The 17,225-nt window shown below is 32.5% G+C and carries 17 protein-coding genes and 1 other annotated feature; of the genes, 16 read left to right on the top strand and 1 reads right to left on the bottom strand.

The genetic code is table 11. The annotated features are described in order from the left end of the window. The first annotated feature begins 31 nt into the window (after positions 1-31). The 14 genes from GC105_RS08935 to GC105_RS09000 all read left to right on the top strand — a co-directional run bounded on the left by GC105_RS08935 (position 32) and on the right by GC105_RS09000 (position 13,674). A complete protein-coding gene (locus GC105_RS08935) occupies positions 32-1,492 on the top strand; it encodes an Rne/Rng family ribonuclease (RefSeq protein ID WP_193708346.1) in 1,461 nt (486 codons plus the stop codon). Positions 1,493-1,990: 498 nt separating this feature from the next. Beyond that, positions 1,991-2,308, top strand: coding sequence for a 50S ribosomal protein L21 (rplU, locus tag GC105_RS08940; RefSeq protein WP_152803856.1), 318 nt, complete (start codon positions 1,991-1,993; stop codon positions 2,306-2,308). Positions 2,309-2,311: 3 nt separating this feature from the next. Then, positions 2,312-2,653 (top strand): ribosomal-processing cysteine protease Prp, encoded by a 342-nt coding sequence (locus GC105_RS08945; RefSeq protein ID WP_152803858.1) that lies wholly within the window; start codon positions 2,312-2,314, stop codon positions 2,651-2,653. Next, positions 2,653-2,940: a 50S ribosomal protein L27 gene (gene rpmA / locus GC105_RS08950; RefSeq protein WP_152803860.1), complete on the top strand. Its 288-nt coding sequence runs from the start codon at positions 2,653-2,655 to the stop codon at positions 2,938-2,940. Before GC105_RS08945 ends, rpmA begins: the two co-directional genes overlap by 1 nt. A gap of 209 nt (positions 2,941-3,149) precedes the next feature. Next, the gene (obgE, locus tag GC105_RS08955; RefSeq protein WP_152803862.1) at positions 3,150-4,430 is read left to right on the top strand and encodes a GTPase ObgE; all 1,281 of its coding nucleotides are present in this window, start codon (positions 3,150-3,152) and stop codon (positions 4,428-4,430) included. A gap of 9 nt (positions 4,431-4,439) precedes the next feature. Further along, positions 4,440-4,760 carry a YhbY family RNA-binding protein gene (locus tag GC105_RS08960; protein ID WP_152803864.1) on the top strand — a complete coding sequence of 107 codons (321 nt, stop codon included), beginning with the start codon at positions 4,440-4,442 and terminating at the stop codon, positions 4,758-4,760. Positions 4,761-4,763: 3 nt separating this feature from the next. Continuing rightward, on the top strand, positions 4,764-5,381 hold the full coding sequence (gene nadD / locus GC105_RS08965) for a nicotinate-nucleotide adenylyltransferase (RefSeq protein WP_343030001.1): 618 nt from the start codon (positions 4,764-4,766) through the stop codon (positions 5,379-5,381). Between the two features lie 50 nt (positions 5,382-5,431). Further along, a complete protein-coding gene (gene yqeK, locus GC105_RS08970) occupies positions 5,432-5,998 on the top strand; it encodes a bis(5'-nucleosyl)-tetraphosphatase (symmetrical) YqeK (RefSeq protein ID WP_152803866.1) in 567 nt (188 codons plus the stop codon). Positions 5,999-6,011: 13 nt separating this feature from the next. After that, complete coding sequence (gene rsfS, locus GC105_RS08975) at positions 6,012-6,350, top strand: ribosome silencing factor (RefSeq protein ID WP_152803877.1); 339 nt, start codon at positions 6,012-6,014, stop codon at positions 6,348-6,350. 140 nt (positions 6,351-6,490) lie between these two features. Beyond that, positions 6,491-6,666: a binding site (T-box leader), on the top strand. A 128-nt stretch (positions 6,667-6,794) separates the two neighbouring features. Further along, positions 6,795-9,209, top strand: a complete 2,415-nt coding sequence (gene leuS, locus GC105_RS08980; RefSeq protein WP_152803879.1) for a leucine--tRNA ligase — start codon at positions 6,795-6,797, stop codon at positions 9,207-9,209. After that, the gene (gene trmL / locus GC105_RS08985) at positions 9,206-9,673 is read left to right on the top strand and encodes a tRNA (uridine(34)/cytosine(34)/5-carboxymethylaminomethyluridine(34)-2'-O)-methyltransferase TrmL (protein WP_152803881.1); all 468 of its coding nucleotides are present in this window, start codon (positions 9,206-9,208) and stop codon (positions 9,671-9,673) included. Before leuS ends, trmL begins: the two co-directional genes overlap by 4 nt. Positions 9,674-9,900: 227 nt before the next feature. Continuing rightward, positions 9,901-11,577, top strand: a complete 1,677-nt coding sequence (locus GC105_RS08990; RefSeq protein ID WP_152803883.1) for a Na/Pi cotransporter family protein — start codon at positions 9,901-9,903, stop codon at positions 11,575-11,577. Between the two features lie 18 nt (positions 11,578-11,595). After that, positions 11,596-12,522, top strand: a complete 927-nt coding sequence (trxB, locus tag GC105_RS08995; protein ID WP_152803885.1) for a thioredoxin-disulfide reductase — start codon at positions 11,596-11,598, stop codon at positions 12,520-12,522. A 141-nt stretch (positions 12,523-12,663) separates the two neighbouring features. Further along, the gene (locus GC105_RS09000; protein ID WP_193708347.1) at positions 12,664-13,674 is read left to right on the top strand and encodes a BMP family lipoprotein; all 1,011 of its coding nucleotides are present in this window, start codon (positions 12,664-12,666) and stop codon (positions 13,672-13,674) included. A 143-nt stretch (positions 13,675-13,817) separates the two neighbouring features. Here GC105_RS09000 and gap (GC105_RS09005) read toward each other — a convergent pair whose 3' ends face one another. Continuing rightward, entirely contained in the window at positions 13,818-14,828 is a 1,011-nt protein-coding gene (gene gap / locus GC105_RS09005; RefSeq protein ID WP_152803888.1) for a type I glyceraldehyde-3-phosphate dehydrogenase, read from the bottom strand. Positions 14,829-15,128: 300 nt separating this feature from the next. On the opposite strand from gap (GC105_RS09005), the gene GC105_RS09010 reads away from it, so the two are divergent. After that, positions 15,129-16,151: a sugar-binding domain-containing protein gene (locus GC105_RS09010; protein WP_152803890.1), complete on the top strand. Its 1,023-nt coding sequence runs from the start codon at positions 15,129-15,131 to the stop codon at positions 16,149-16,151. A gap of 11 nt (positions 16,152-16,162) precedes the next feature. Next, positions 16,163-17,164, top strand: coding sequence for a type I glyceraldehyde-3-phosphate dehydrogenase (gene gap / locus GC105_RS09015; RefSeq protein WP_152803892.1), 1,002 nt, complete (start codon positions 16,163-16,165; stop codon positions 17,162-17,164). Positions 17,165-17,225: the final 61 nt, after the last annotated feature.

The raw sequence follows: 17,225 nt of genomic DNA on the forward strand, positions 1-17,225 counted from the left end.
ATAAATAATACAAATGAAAAATGGTGAGATTATGAATAGAATTATTATGGATTCTATATTTGGACAGGTTCGTATTGCTATAACCCACGAAGACAAGCTAGTCCATTTTTTTCTTGAGAGAGAGACGAACTGGAATAATTATGGTGATATATATATGGGCAGAATTGAACAGATAAAACCTGGTATACAGGCTGCGTTTGTTAATATAGGTAGTGAAAAAAATGGGCTTTTACATTTAGAAGACATTATACCTAATGAAGATAATAAGCCAATCGATAAGCTGGTTAAAAAAGGACAAGAGTTGTTAGTTCAGATTAAGAAAGAAGCCATCGCGGAAAAAGGTGCAAGATTAACTACAAAATTTTCTATCTCAGGACATTACTTAGTTTTATTACCTTATGAAAATCGAATATTTACTTCTAAAAAAATAAGCAACAAAGAAGAAAAGAATCGAATTACTACTGGAATTAATGAAGTAAAAGACGGTAATTATGGAGTGATTATTAGAACTGAGGCCATGGGCATTGATTTGGATATTATTAAAAAAGAGTTAAATTATTTAATAAATAGATGGGAAAAAATCAACCATTCAGAGATTGCCCCTAAACTTATGTATAATGACTCAACAACTGTTGTTAAAATTCTAAGAGATTTTTACACACAACAGATTGACGAGATTATAGTAAATGATATGGATATTATTAATGAATTACAAGAGTATCTTGCTATTTATTCTTATCAGGATATAGAAAAGATCAAATACGTAGATAAAAATAATCTATTGGAGTTATATCATATAGAGAAGAAGACTATGCAATTGTTTGATCGTAAAGTATGGTTGAAAAGTGGTGGCTATATTGTCATAGATTTTACCGAGGCGTGTACAGTTATAGATATTAATAGCGGTAAGTTTACAGGCAAAAAAAATATGGATGAAACTATATTAAAGATTAATTTAGAAGCTTCAGAAGTAATTGCCGATCAAATCCGATTAAGAAATATAAGTGGTATAATTATCATTGACTATATTAATATCAAAATGAAGGAAGAACAGCATATTATTATAAAACATTTGAATAAACATTTGCAAAAGGATAAGGTGAAAACAAAAGTGTATGGTTTTACAGAACTATGTATATTGCAAATGACTAGACAACAACAAGGAAAGTCTCTTTCTATGCTTCAATCTGAACATTGCAGATTGTGTGGGGGAACAGGTCTTATACCAAATCAAGAGGCATTATTTTATAGATGCTTAGCTTCTATTGAACGAAATAAGGATGTTTTAGAGGGAGATACAATTATAATAAAGGTAAATCCATATATTAAAAAACTAATAGATGAAATTGAAATGAAAAATGAGAAGTTTACTTTCATACAAATGATAAAAGACTTTTATAAAAAGAAATCTATAATTGAGGAAGATGAATTTCTAGAGATCGATGAAATGAAGGTGTTGTCCTGCGTTGACAGGCACTTAGGATCCAACTAGGACTATCGCATGAAAAAAACATAAAAAAGATGGAATAGAATTTTGTCTCGTATACATGGGGAGAGCAAGAGTATGTTTAAAACAAACGCAAACACGCTGTCGCATACTGTATGAAAAGAACTCGAAGATTAACTAAATTTTTGAAACTCGCTACGCTCAAACAGTCAAAAATTCTTATCGTTAATCTTCTCCTTCTTCTTAATTTAGCGAAGCTATCGTTTGCTAATGTTTTTAAAATACTCTATATAGTTAGCTACTTTGATATGTTTTTTTAAAAATGGTTCTCTGAACCCTTAAATGATAAAAACAATACTGAAAAGCGTGCATAAAATAACTTTTCATGCGATTGCCGTGGACTCCAACTAAAAATAATTGACTTATAATATTAAAACATGGTATACTATTTTGGCGTATAGAAGCCGCGCGAAACAGGTGATGTATAACTAATGTCATATGACAACCTGCTAGGCGAGACTGGTTTGAGGAGGTGTATATAGTATGTATGCTATAATAAAAAGTGGTGGAAAACAATATTGTGTTAAACAAGGAGACGTTATTGAAGTTGAAAAACTTAACTTAGCTGATGGACAAGATCAAGTTAGTTTTGAAGAAGTTTTAGCTGTAAATAATGGCGAAATGGTTGTAGGAACTCCATGTGTTACTGGTGCTGTTGTTTCTGCTGAAGTTGTGGAACAAGGTAAAGGTCCTAAAGTAATTATATTCAAGTACAAAGCAAAAAAAGATTATAGAAAAAAACAAGGACATAGACAGCCATATACTAAAGTTAAAATAACAAATATTGAACTAGGAAAGTAATCTATGATTACTTGTAATATCGAACGAAAAGATGGAAATATAGTAGCAGTTAAGGTTACAGGTCATAGTGAGTACGATGATATTGGAAAAGACATTGTATGTGCTGCAGTTTCTGCATTAACAATTGCTACAGTTAATGGATTATGTACATTTGTAAAAGTAGAAGTGGATTACCTAATAAAGGATGATGGGTTTTTGGAATTTAAAATTCCAGAAATAAAAGACGATAAGAAAATTTTGCAATCTAATGCAATATTGGAAACCCTTTATTTAGGCCTAAAATCAATTGAAATAGAGTATAACGAATATATAAGAATAAAAGTACGGAATGGAGGTGCACACTGATGATTAAAATGAACTTACAACTATTTGCCCATAAAAAAGGGGTAGGAAGCTCTAGAAATGGTAGAGATAGTGAATCAAAACGTTTAGGCGTAAAGAGAGCTGATGGACAGTTTGTATTAGCTGGAAATATACTAGTTAGACAAAGAGGTACGAAAATTCATCCAGGGACGAATGTTCAAAGAGGTGGAGACGATACTTTATTTGCAACAGCAGATGGCATCGTAAGGTTTGAAAGAAAAGGCAAAGATAAAAAACAAGTTAGTATACATCCAAGAGAAGCTATGTAATATGAGCGCCACCTCAATAATGAGGTGGTTGTTTTGTATATATCATTTATAGTTAGATTATTATGGGATTGATATTTGCAACAGAGTGTAAATAGTAAAATAGTAGTAAATTAAGTGATAACTAAACAAAAATGATAAAATAGAAACTAAAATGGGTATATTAATTATTATATAGAAGAAATCTTGTTTCTTAAAGAGAGAGTGATAAAATGTTTGTAGATAGAATACAAATTGATGTTAAGGCAGGTAATGGAGGTCACGGAAGTGTGGCATTCAGAAGAGAAAAATATGTTCCAAATGGTGGGCCTGCTGGTGGCGATGGTGGTAAGGGTGGAGATGTTATTATCAGAGTTAACCCAAGCCTTAGAACTTTAATAGATTTTAGATATAAAAAGAAGCATAATGCTCAGCCAGGTGGCAATGGAGAAGGAAGTAATAGATCTGGCAGTGCAGGAGATGATTTGATTATAGGAGTTCCTCCAGGCACAATAATAAAGAATAAAATGAATGATAATATAATTGCAGATCTTACTGAAATAGGTGAAGAAATTATTATTGCTAAAGGCGGTAAAGGTGGCAGAGGAAATCAGCACTTTGCTACATCTACTAGACAAGCGCCTCGTTTTGCAGAAGGTGGAGAAAAGGGCGACGAACTAAGTTTAGTTTTAGAACTTAAGTTGCTTGCTGACGTAGGGTTATTAGGGTTCCCAAATGTAGGTAAATCTACATTCTTATCAGTAATCTCTAAGGCTAAGCCTAAAATAGCAGATTATCCCTTTACAACATTAGTACCTAATTTAGGAGTCGTTAAATGGAAAGATTATGCGAGCTTTGTAGTTGCTGATATTCCTGGGCTTATTGAGGGGGCCAATGAAGGGGCAGGACTAGGTCACCAATTTTTGAGACATGTTGAACGAACAAAGTTACTAGTTCATATTCTAGATATTTCAGGTTTTGATGGACGCGATCCTTTTGATGATTTCACAAAAATAAATATAGAATTAGAGAAACACAATAAGAAACTTTCTAAGAGAACACAAGTTGTGGCACTAAACAAGGCAGATGTCATTGAAAATATTTCAGATTTAGATGATCTTATTCAAAAATTAAATGATAAAGGCTTTGAGGTTTTTATCATATCTGCAGCAACTGGTGAAGGTACAGATAAATTGCTGGACAGGATAGTTATGTTATTAAAAGAAATCGGTGAAGTAGAGCCTATATTTGACATGCCTGAAGAATCAGAAAAAATATATAGACCTACATTTAAAAAAGAATATACAGTAAGAAAAGAGAATGACTATTTCATCATAGAAGGTGATTTGGTTGATAAGCTGCTAAACTCTGTTAATTTTGAAGATTATGACTCAGTTGCATATTTTCAAAGAGTGTTAAGAAATAAAGGCGTAATTAGCGATCTAGAAGATTTAGGCATAGAAGATGGAAAAGTTGTAAAGCTGTCATATATAGAATTTGAATATTTTAAATAGGAGGTAAATATGCTAAACAGTAAACATAGGAGTTTTTTAAGAAGTATGGCTCATGATATACCTGATATCATCCATGTGGGCAAAGAAGGAATAACACCAAATTTAATTGTCCAAACAAAAGATGCGTTGAAAAGTAGAGAAATAGTAAAAGGGAAAGTTCAGCAAAATTCAATAGAAGATGTTCAAAGCGTTGCTGAAAGTCTTGCAATCTCTACTAGTTCAGAAATAATTTGTGTTATTGGGAATAAGTTTGTATTATATAAATATAATCATACTAATCCAGTAATTGAATTTCCAAAGGTGAAGAGAAAGGGCAGACAAGGAGAATGACAAGTGGGAGGTAAGGACACTAAAAAAATTGGTATACTGGGAGGAACTTTTAATCCCATCCATTTTGGACATTTGTTATTAGCTGAATCAGCTAAAGATAGACTTGGATTAGATGAGATTATGTTTATTCCTACGGGAGTAAATCCTCATAAGTTTGCAGAGGTTAATATTGATGCAAGCCATAGATTGAACATGATAGAACTTGCAATAGAGAATAATCCTTTTTTTAGTCTTTCACTAATAGAGATAAATAGAGAAGGATATACTTATACCGTTGATACGATAAAGGAACTAGAACAGCTTTATACCGAAACTGATATTTACTTTATATCTGGTGCTGATATTATTTTTGAGATAGATAAATGGAAAGATGCTGAAGAAGTACTGAAAAAACTCAAAATAGTAACAACCTTTAGGCCAGGTTGTGATCAAGAACAGCTGGATAATAGGATTACAGAATTAAAAGAATTATACAATACTAAAATTCTTAAACTATATACTCCAGAAATGGATATCTCATCTTCAGAAATTAGATCTAGGGTTAAACATGGGTATTCTATTAAGTACTTACTTCCAGAGAAAGTGGAAGAATATATTTTAGATTGTGGATTATACCGATGAAAGGATTACCAGCTGTTAGTATGTGTTATTGATTTCATGGGGGTGTTTTGATGGAGTACGATATTATAGAAGCTGATATTAGATTGCGGTTATCTGAACGTAGGTATCGACATTCTTTAGGGGTCGTAGATAGCGCTGTTTCATTGGCTTATAGGTTTGGTTGCGATATAGAAAAAACAAAAATTGCTGCTATTTCCCATGATTGTGCTAAAGAATTCGAAATTCAAACACTCGTAAGTATTGCCAAAAACGAAAATATGGATTTAGATTTAGTAACCCTTTCGGAACCCCAATTATTGCATGGACCTGTAGGTAAATTTGTTGCCAAAACAGAATTAGGTATAAACGACGAAGAGATACTGGATGCAATACATTATCATACGACAGCTAGAGCTAATATGACAAAACTCGATAAGGTAATATATTTATCAGATGTCATAGAAGTGGGTAGAAATTATGCAGGTATTGAAGCAGTACGAGAACTAGCTCTTCATGATTTAGATGAGGCTATTGTTTTAGCTATTGATAATACAATAAATTATGTCGTTTCGATTCATTCTTTACTACATCCAAGAACTATCGAAGCTAGAAATTCAATATTACTTTCAAAGAAATAATAAGGAGGATTTTATGGATTTAAATACAAAAGAATTTGCAAATTTAATAAAAGATTGGATTGAAGATAAAAAGGGTTTTGATACTGAGGTTATCGATGTTAGTGAGCTAACTTCGTTAGCAGAGGTATTTGTAATTGCAAGTGGTTCTTCTGATAGAAATGTACAAGCAATTGCTGATTTTATTGAAATCCAAGCAAAAGAGATGGAATACCCAATTCTTAACAAAGAAGGTAGACAGGGTGGACGATGGATTCTCTTAGATTTTAATAATATAATAGTACATGTTTTTCACCAAGAAGAAAGAGAATTTTATAATCTTGAGAGATTATGGAGTGATGGTAAGAAGTTATAATAAATAATAGCAGTACGCATATTAACGCATCTTTCCTATTTGGAAGAATGTGTTTTTTGTTTTGATAGAAACCCCTACTGAATAAAGTTTCACTTTATTTAATTTGACACGAAAATTAATGTAATTTATAATAATATTGCAGAGTAATGTGGAGTAGTAAAGCATTGGATCATTTAGAGAGCTGATGGTAGGTGAAAATCAGTTGTGAATATGTTTGAATTTACCATTATTTATATTAGTAGGGTTATGCCTTTATTCATTTTTGAGTGGACTTATCGTCAATTAGGGTGGTATCGCGGATTTTTCCGTCCCTTGCTATGCAAGAGACGGTTTTTTATATTATGGGAAAAATTTAACGAACAAATTATATTAACTAATATTTAACTACTATAAGAAAAGCAACAAGTAGGCTTGTATTATTTTCGAAACTGGGAGGTTTAATAAATGTCAGTATATACATTTAAAAAGATTGAGGAGAAATGGCAAGAAATTTGGGAGCAAAATGATACTTTTAAAGCACATGATTTTTCCTGTAAACCAAAATTTTATGGTTTAGTAGAATTTCCATATCCTTCAGGAGTTGGCTTACATGTAGGACATGTTAGAGCTTACACTTCTTTGGAAGTGATTTCTAGAAAAAGAAGACTAGAAGGATATAATGTTCTTTTTCCAATGGGTTGGGATGCATTTGGTTTGCCTACAGAAAATTATGCAATTCAAACTGGAAAACATCCAAGAGCTGTTACTGATGAAAACATTAAAGTATTCACAAATCAGCTAAAAGAAATAGGGTATTCCTTTGATTGGGATAGAACTGTTGATACTACTGATCCAAATTATTACCGTTGGACTCAGTGGATATTTTTAAAGCTATTTGAAAAGGGACTAGCCTTTAAAGATAAAACATATGTTAACTTTTGTAATGAGTGTAAGGTAGTTCTAGCTAATGAAGAATCTCAAGATGGTATATGTGATAGATGTGGTAGCGAAGTTGTTCAGATGGAAAAGGATGTTTGGTTTTTAAAGATACGCAATTACGCTGACAAATTATTAGAGGGAATAGATACAGTTAACTTTCTTCCAAGAATAAAGCTGGAACAGGAAAACTGGATAGGAAGATCTTATGGTGCACATGTTGATTTTACTATAGAAGACTCTTGTGAAAAATTATCAGTATTTACTACTCGACCGGATACACTCTTTGGAGTAACGTTTATGGTAATAGCTCCAGAACATCCATTGATTGAGTCAATGATGTCTAGAATTACAAATTTAGAGGAGATTAAGAATTATCAGGAACAAGCTAAAAAGAAAACAGAATTTGAACGTGTACAATTAGCAAAAGATAAAACAGGTGTTCAAATTAAAGGGATAGAGGTAGTAAATCCACTGAATAATCAAAAAGTATCTTTGTGGATAGCAGATTATGTTATGATGGGCTATGGCACAGGAGCTATTATGGCTGTACCTGGACATGATACTCGCGATTGGGAATTTGCAAAGAAATTTGATTTACCAATAGTAGAAGTTATCCAAGGTGGAAATGTTCAAGAAGAAGCTTATACAGATATAGAAAATGGTATACTAGTTAATTCAGGATTATTAGATGGATTGAATGTAAGTGATGCAAAGGATAATATAATGAATTATATAGAAGAACAAAAGATTGGTATGAGAACAACAAATTATAAAATGAAAGACTGGGCGTTTAATCGTCAAAGGTATTGGGGAGAGCCTATACCTGTAGTTCACTGCGAAAAATGTGGTATTGTGGGAGTGAATGAAGATGAATTGCCCATTAAATTACCTGTTGTAGAGAACTACAAGCCCACAGATAATGGAGAGTCACCGCTAGCATCTATAGATGAATGGGTAAACACAACTTGTCCAACCTGTGGAGGTCCTGCTAAACGTGAGACAGATACTATGCCACAATGGGCTGGATCTAGCTGGTATTTCTTAAGATATACTGATCCTCACAATATGAACAGCTTCGCTTCAGAGGAACATCTAAAATACTGGATGCAAGTTGACTGGTATAATGGTGGAATGGAACATGTTACTAGACACTTAATTTATTCTAGGTTTTGGCATAGATTTTTATACGATTTAGGTGTTGTTCATGTGAAAGAACCATATGCAAAAAGAACAGCTCAAGGTCTGATCTTGGGGCCTGATGGAGAGAAGATGTCTAAATCAAGAGGTAATGTGATTAATCCTCGTGACATAATCAAAGAGTATGGTGCAGATACCCTTAGAACTTATATTATGTTTATTGGTGATTATGAAAAACCAGCAACTTGGTCTGATAATGGTGTAAAAGGCTGCAAAAGATTTTTAGATAGAGTTTGGAAGCTGCAAGATATGGTAACTGAAGGGCAGGAATACAGTAAAGACAATGAAGTGTTAATCCATAAGACAATTAAGAAAGTCCATGAAGATTATGAAGTTTTAAAGTTTAATACAGCTATAGCTGCAATGATGACTATGCTCAATGAATTTAATAGTAAGGGAAATATAAACAAAGCTGAATTTAAAACATTTATACTACTGCTAAATCCAATTGCACCTCATATGACCGAAGAATTGTGGACGATTATGGGCTTTGAAGGTATGCTTAACGAAAATTCTTGGCCTGTATATGAAGAAGCTAAAACTATAGAATCGGTTATAGAGATGGCTGTACAAATTAATGGAAAAGTAAGAAGTAAAATAACTATTCCTATAGATTGTTCTCAAGAAGAAGCAAATAAAATAGCTATGTCAGACCCTAACATAATAAGCCATATAGACGGGAAAACAATTGTGAAAGAGATATATGTGCCTGGCAAGATTTACAATATTGTGGTGAAGAGATGATTCATGTTGTGCTTTTTGAACCTGAAATACCTCAAAATACTGGGAATATTGCTAGAACTTGTGCTATTACAGGAAGTAAATTACACTTAATTAAGCCTTTAGGTTTTTCATTAGATGATAAATATTTAAAAAGAGCTGGGCTAGATTATTGGGATATGTTAGAAAAAGAAGTTCACGAAAGTTTTGAGGACTTTTTAGAAAAGTATGGTGTAGAAAGCTTGTTCTTTTTAACTACTAAAAGTAATAGTATTTATTCTGAAATTGAATATCCCCAAGAATGTTTTTTAGTATTTGGCAAAGAAACAGCAGGTTTACCTCAGATCATTCATGAGAAATTTAAAGATCAAAGGTTTAAAATACCAATGGTGGATAATCCTAAAGCAAGATCTTTAAATTTATCAAATTCTGTGAATATAGTGTTATATGAGGCATTAAGGCAAAATAGTTTTCCGAATATGGTGTGATGTACTCTATACAAATATACTATAGGGTAGAGTTATATGGAGTGTATAATAAGTTTAGGCTCATATTTTAATATGAAAACACGGTATTAAGCGTCATGCCATTTATTCATGTAAAACCTCAGTGCTAATGTTATATTTATGTTAATTTTGTTTTATTATGTCGTAATATTTGTTATTATAGATAAGGAAAAATTATGGATAAGAAAAATTATCTTGGAGGTTAGTTAATGTCTGTTGATATGATAATTGGTCTGATCGGAGGATTAGGACTTTTTATTTATGGAATGCATATAATGTCAGATGGTCTTAAAGCAGTAGCTGGAGATCGTATGAAACGTCTTTTGGAAATTCTTACAAATAATAGAATTATGGCTATTTTTGTAGGGACTATTGTAACGGTAATGGTACAAAGTTCTAGTACCACCACTGTTATGATAATTGGATTTGTTAATGCAGGGCTAATGAATTTATTTCAAGCTGCCGGTGTTATAATTGGTGCAAATATTGGTACAACCATAACCGCACAGATGATAGCCTTCGATGTTGCTCACTTCGCACCCATATTTATAGGTGTTGGCGTATGCATGGCTCTTTTCTCAAAGAAAAAGAAAAATCGTCAAATTGGGAATATAGTATTAGGATTTGGTATATTATTTATGGGTATAAGTACAATGTCTGATGTACTGCGTCCACTAAGAGATCATCCAGTTTTTATAGATGTTTTAGTGACATTTGGTAAGAATCCGTTATTAGGGCTCCTTGCAGGTCTAGTAATTACTGTTATGGTTCAAAGTAGTAGTGCTACAATTGGTTTGCTTCAAGCAGTAGCTATATCAGGAGCTTTTGATAATTTAACAGGAGCTAACGCAATAGCTATAATTATTCCTATGCTATTAGGTATGAATATTGGAACTTGTGTAACGGCTATGTTATCAAGTATAGGGACAAGTATAACTGCAAAGAAAGCTGCATTAATACATTTATTCGTAAACATTTTCGGTGCTCTCTGGGTAATGGTAGTACTTGCAATGATAAACATTGCAACTAATGGTAATAATCCGATATATAACTTCATCGTTAGCATATCAGGCTATAGAATAGTGGATGGGCAGAGAGTGACAGATGTGACGAGAGAAATTGCGAACTTCCACACTTTGTTTAATATAGCAAATATGGTTGTGTTATTACCTATTTTAAATCCTGTAGTAAAGTTCATAGACAGGATTTTACCTGAAAAAATCAATGAAGAAGAATGTAAAGTTAAATTAGATGAGAGAATGTTAGAAAACCCTTCTATTGCTATTGGACAGGTAATGATAGAAGTTGTCAGAATGGGCAACTTATCCATAAAAAATTTAAAACAATCTATTGATGCCTTATTGAATAAAGATGAAATGCTAATTGAAAAGGTCTTTGTTAGAGAAAAATTGATTAATGATTTTGAAAGGGACATTACTCAATACTTAGTCCTCCTTTCAAAAGGGAATTTAGCTGATAAGGAACATAAAAATGTAATGAATTTATTTCATAGCATTCATGATATTGAAAGAATTGGTGATCATGCTGAGAACCTAGCTGAACTTGCACAATATCGTATCGACAACAAAGTTAGCTTTAGTAATACTGCAGTAGATGAATTGAAAGTTATGATGAATACTGTAGTAGAAGTTACACAAGATGTAATTAATGGGCTAAAGAATAAAGATCGAGAAATTGCTATAAAATGTATTAAAAGAGAAGAAGATATTGATAATATGGAATTGCATCTAAGACATAGCCATATAAATAGGTTAAATAAAGAGGTATGTAAGCCTGCTTCTGGCGTAATATTTTTAGATATTATAGGTAATTTAGAACGAGTAGGAGATCATGCTACTAATATTGCAGAGTATATATTAGACTAATTTTATGGAGGTTAAATTATGCATGAATATGATACGATAATAGTTGGAGGTGGCCCAGCTGGGTTGTCGGCAGCACTTTATTCATCTAGAGCTATGTTAAAAACCTTAGTATTAGAACAAGCCGCAGTAGGTGGTCAGATAACCTCTACTAGCGAAGTTGAAAACTACCTAGGCTCGATTAGTAGTAATGCTATAGACATAGTGACGAGGATGAAAGATCAAGCATTGGAATTTGGGTCAGAGATAAAAGCCGAAAAGTATAAATCATTGACCAAGAAGGACAATATTTTTCAAGTTACCACAGATAAAGGTTATTACGAATGTAAATCAGTTATTATTGCAACAGGTTCTCACTCTCAATATATTGGTTGTAAGGGAGAACAAGAGTTTACAGGATTAGGTGTTTCATACTGTGCAACATGTGATGCTAACTTTTTTAGAGGTTTAAATGTTGTAGTTGTTGGCGGTGGTGATTCTGCTGTAGATGAAGGTATATATTTAACTAAATTTGCAAATAAGGTTACGTTAATTCACAGAAGAGACGAACTTAGAGCTGCAAAATCATTACAAGAGAGAGCTTTTGCAAATCCTAAAATGGAATTTATATGGGACAGTACGGTAGAAGAAATAAAAGGTGATGGTATAGTTAAAGCCATCTTAGTAAGGAATATTAAAACAAATGAAATAACAGAACTTCAAACTGACGGTGTATTTGTTTTCATAGGATATAAACCTAATTCCGATGAGTTTAAAGAAATAGTAAAGTTAGATGATAAAGGAAATATTATTTCAGATGAAAATATGCACACTAGCATACCAGGAATATTTGTAGCAGGAGATGTTAGAAATAAGATGCTAAAGCAAATAATAACAGCTGCGTCGGACGGAGCTATAGCAGCAATTAGTGCTGAGAAATATATAGCTGACTTAAATCAGAACCACTAATTTCTAAAATTACTCCCTAGTACTATAGTTTTTTTAGTCATATTATGTATGAACTAAATTATACAGTACTAGGGTAGTATTATGTTGACCGTAAAATAAGGATTATATAACAACGTAAGAACGTGAATGAGGAGTGAAATTTTGCATAAAAAGATATTTGTTTTGTTAATAACCATATACTTAGCCGCTTCATTAGTTGGATGTAATGCATCGAGTAGAGGTGAAAAAAATATTGTGTTCATTACTGATATTGCTGGATTAGGCGATAAGTCTTCTAATGATACTGTCTATGAAGGGTTAAAAAGGGCTGAAGAAGAGTTTGACGTAGTTATAAATGTTGTGGAATCAGAAACTATAGATAGTTACACACAAAATATAGCTGAACAATCTAGAGAGAATTATGACTTGATTATTACAGTAGGTTTACCTATGGCATCGGCAGTAGCTGATGTGTCTGCAACATTTCCAGAACAAAATTATGTCACAATAGATGAAAGCATAGATCAAAGCAATATTGCTTCTGTTACATATAAAGAACAAGAAGGGTCATTTTTATTAGGTGTAATAGCAGGACTTACAACTAAATCAAATATTATCGGGTTTGTTGGAGGAGTTAAAACAGATATTACTGAGAAATATGAGTATGGATTTAGAGCAGGTGTAAAATCTGTAAATCAAAATGCTGAAGTCTTAGTAGAATACATAGAAGCTTTTGACGAGATATCTTTAGGAAAAAATACTGCTGCGAGGCAATATGAAATAGGCGCAGATATTATTTATCATGTTGCAGGCTGGAGTGGATTAGGAGTGATTGAGGCTGGATCAGAGAATGATTTCTGGGTGATAAATTCCCAAGAAGATCTACCAATAGTAGACACTGAAACTATTCTAGGGTCAATGATAAAAAGACTAGATACTACTGCTTACACTATGGTGAAGTCAATAGTTGAAGGTAACTTTACTGCAGGTAAAGTAGAATTAGGTTTAAAAGAGGAAGTAATTGAGTTTAGTGACAAATCAAATAATATCTTGCCAGAAGTGATACAAGTTGCAAATGAATATAGAGAATTTATTATAAAAAATGAAATTAGAGTACCATTTGATGAAATTACCTATGATGAATTTGAAAAATCACTAGTAAGTGGTCAATAGCTCCTATAAGGCTAATAGATAAATAAAAAAGTAGGGAATAAAGAAGCTAGATAAAGATATGAGCCAGAGGAATAGTGGCAAAGCTAATCCTTAGCCCATATTTTTTTGTCTGATATAAGTAAGCTCTATTATAATATGTTTGTTTACATGCTACGTGCTATGTACCTTGCTAAGTCTACTACTCTGTTAGAGAAACCCCACTCATTGTCGTACCAAGAGACGAGTTTCACCATGTTGCTACCTATCATCATAGTAGAAAGTCCGTCTATTATTGAAGAGTGAGGATCTCTTTTATAATCTATAGATACTAATGGTTCATTTGAAAAATCAAGTATACCTTTTAAAGTAGACTTCGATGCCTCTTCTAGTACAGCGTTAATCTCTTTTGTGCAAGTAGGTATTTCTAAATCGAATACTATATCTACAACAGATACTACACTAGTGGGTACTCTCATAGAGTTTCCATTAATTAATCCAGACAAGGATGGTAAAACTTTACCTATTGCTAGAGCTGCACCAGTTGAAGTAGGAATGATAGATTCAGTTGCAGCTCTTGACCTCCTTAAATCGGAATGTGTACCGTCTAAAAGTCGTTGATCATTTGTATAAGCATGTATTGTTGTCATTAGTCCTCTTTTAATCCCAAACTTTTCATCTATAACCTTACTAAAAGGGGCAAGACAATTAGTTGTGCAAGAAGCGTTAGATATTATATGATGTTTATCAGGTTTGTATTCTGATTCATTTACACCCATAACTATAGTTATATCTTCGTCCTTTGCAGGAGCGCTTATAATAACTTTTTTCACGCCATTTTCTATATGTTTTATGGCATTTTTTCTTTCAGTAAATTTACCTGTAGCCTCTATAACCATATCTATATTATAGTCAGCCCATGGAAGTTCATTAATATCTCTTTGTGCAGTGACATCAATTTTTTGACCATTGATTACTAGTGCATCTGTAGCGATTTCTACAGTACCATTAAATCTACCATAACATGAATCGTATTTTATTAAATGAGCTAGTAAATTTAAGTCTTTAGAGTGGTTTATTAATACTACTTCAACATCCTCTATATTTTTTTCATGTAGGATTCTTAAAAAATTTCTTCCAATACGTCCAAAACCATTTATTGCAACTCGAATTGTCATTTATATCGACTCCCCTCAATAGTTGTGTACTACAATTGAAACATTATAATACACTTATAAGCATTAAACCATATAAAGTATAACACAAATGAATAAAAGTATGCAACAAATCCCAATATCAAATTTTGAATATATGCTCAAATATATGTTGTAAAATGCAATTATATTTATTTTTATGTTGATATTTCTATGTAGAGGTATTATAATGTACTTAACGACCCGGTGGGTCAAATAAAACCCACTAAGTTATTGAATAGAATATATGAATTTTGGAAATTAGTAATATCGGAGGATGATTATGTGGAAAGTAAAGATTTTATAAGTATTCAGAAAAAAATTATCCCAGAGGTAATTGATTTGATGGAACTTAGATATGATTTATTGCTATTTATTAAAGCTAATCAACCGGTAGGAAGAAGAAATCTTGCAAGTGAGCTATCTTTAAGTGAGAGACAAGTCAGAAATGAAATAGAATTTTTGCAAATACAAAATTTTGTTGAAGTTGAAAGACAAGGAATTCACTTAACTGAAAGAGGCGAAGAAATTCTTGTTCGATTGAAAGAAGTCATATATAGCTATAAAAATCTTGAAGACCTTGTGGAAAAAGTAAAAAGCAAGCTGTCTATAAAAAAAGTATTTATTATACCTGGTGATAGTCAGAAAAACCATATCATTTTAGAATTTATGGGTCAATCAGCTGGAAATTATATTTCCAAGATTGTTAAACATAACTCTGTAATGGCAATCACTGGTGGTAGCAGTGTAGCAGCAGTAGCAAGAAATATTCCTGAAATGAATGTTCCAAGTGTTACTGTATTACCAGCACGAGGTGGGATAGGCAAGAGTCATTCTACACAAGCAAATAGCATTGTAGCAACTCTAGCAGATAGGTTGCATGCTCAACCAGAAATGTTGCATTTGCCAGATAACATAGATAAAGAAATACTAGATGTACTAAAGGAATCACCAGAAATAAAGGAAGTGTTTGACAAATATCATGATATAGACATACTAGTTTTTGGTATTGGTAGAGCAGATGTAATGGCAAAATGGAGGCATTTACCCCAAGAAAAAGTAAACAAATTAATGAATGAAAAAGCGGTAGCTGAAACTTTTGGACATTTTTTTAATTCTGAAGGGGATATTGTTTGTCCATCAAGTAGCGTAGGTATTAGCTTAGAAGAGTATCTAAGGATACCAAATATCGTGGCAATAGCTGGGGGAAAAGATAAATCACAAGCAATACAGGCTACATGTAAAATCAGAAATGATCTAGTTCTATTTACTGATGAATGTGCAGCTATGGAAATTTTAAAAAATTAGGAGGAATTATAATGGCGGTAAAAGTTGCAATTAATGGTTTTGGAAGGATTGGACGTCTTACGTTCAGATTAATGTTTGGAGATTCGAATTTCGATATCGTAGCTATTAATGATTTAACAGATGCTAAATCATTAGCTTACCTTTTAAAGTATGATACATCTCAAGGTAAGTTTGAGAAAGAAATTGAAGCAAAAGAAGGTGCTATCGTAGTAGATGGTAAAGAAATTAAAATTCTTGCTCAAAGAGATCCAGAGAATTTACCATGGGGAGATCTAGGCGTAGATGTTGTTATTGAATCTACAGGATTCTTTGCTTCTAAAGATGGAGCAGAAAAACATATTAAAGCTGGTGCAAAAAAAGTTATTATATCAGCACCTGCAAGTGGTGATGTAAAAACAATAGTTTATAACGTAAACCATGATAGCTTAGATGGTACTGAAACAGTAATAAGTGGTGCATCATGTACTACTAACTGCTTAGCTCCAGTAGCCAAAATATTAAATGATAATTTTGGAATTAAAAGTGGATTAATGACTACTATACATGCATATACTAACGATCAAGCTACATTAGATGGTCCACATAAGGATTTAAGAAGAGGTAGAGCAGCAGCAGCAAATATTGTACCTACTAGTACAGGAGCAGCAGCGGCAGTTGGCAAGGTATTACCAGAGTTAGTTGGGAAATTAGATGGAGGAGCTATGAGAGTTCCTGTTACAACAGGTTCTTTGGTAGATTTAACACTGAAATTAGAAAAACAAGCAACAGTAGACGAAATTAATGCAGCAATAAAAGAAGGAGCTAATGAAACTTTAGGTTATACTACAGATCAAATAGTATCTTCAGATGTAATTGGAATAAAATATGGTTCATTATTTGATGGAACGCTTACTAAAATATTAGAAACTGATGGAGAACAATTAGTGAAAATAGTTTCTTGGTACGATAATGAAATGTCTTACACTTCTCAATTAGTTAGATTAACAAAGTATTTTGGTTCTATTATTAAATAAATATTAAGGGAAGGGTAAACCCTTCCCTTTTTTCTTGATATAAAATTATTATTATTGTATT

It is taken from the genome of Alkalibaculum sporogenes (genome assembly GCF_009362815.1).
GTDB lineage: Bacteria > Bacillota > Clostridia > Eubacteriales > Alkalibacteraceae > Alkalibaculum_A > Alkalibaculum_A sporogenes.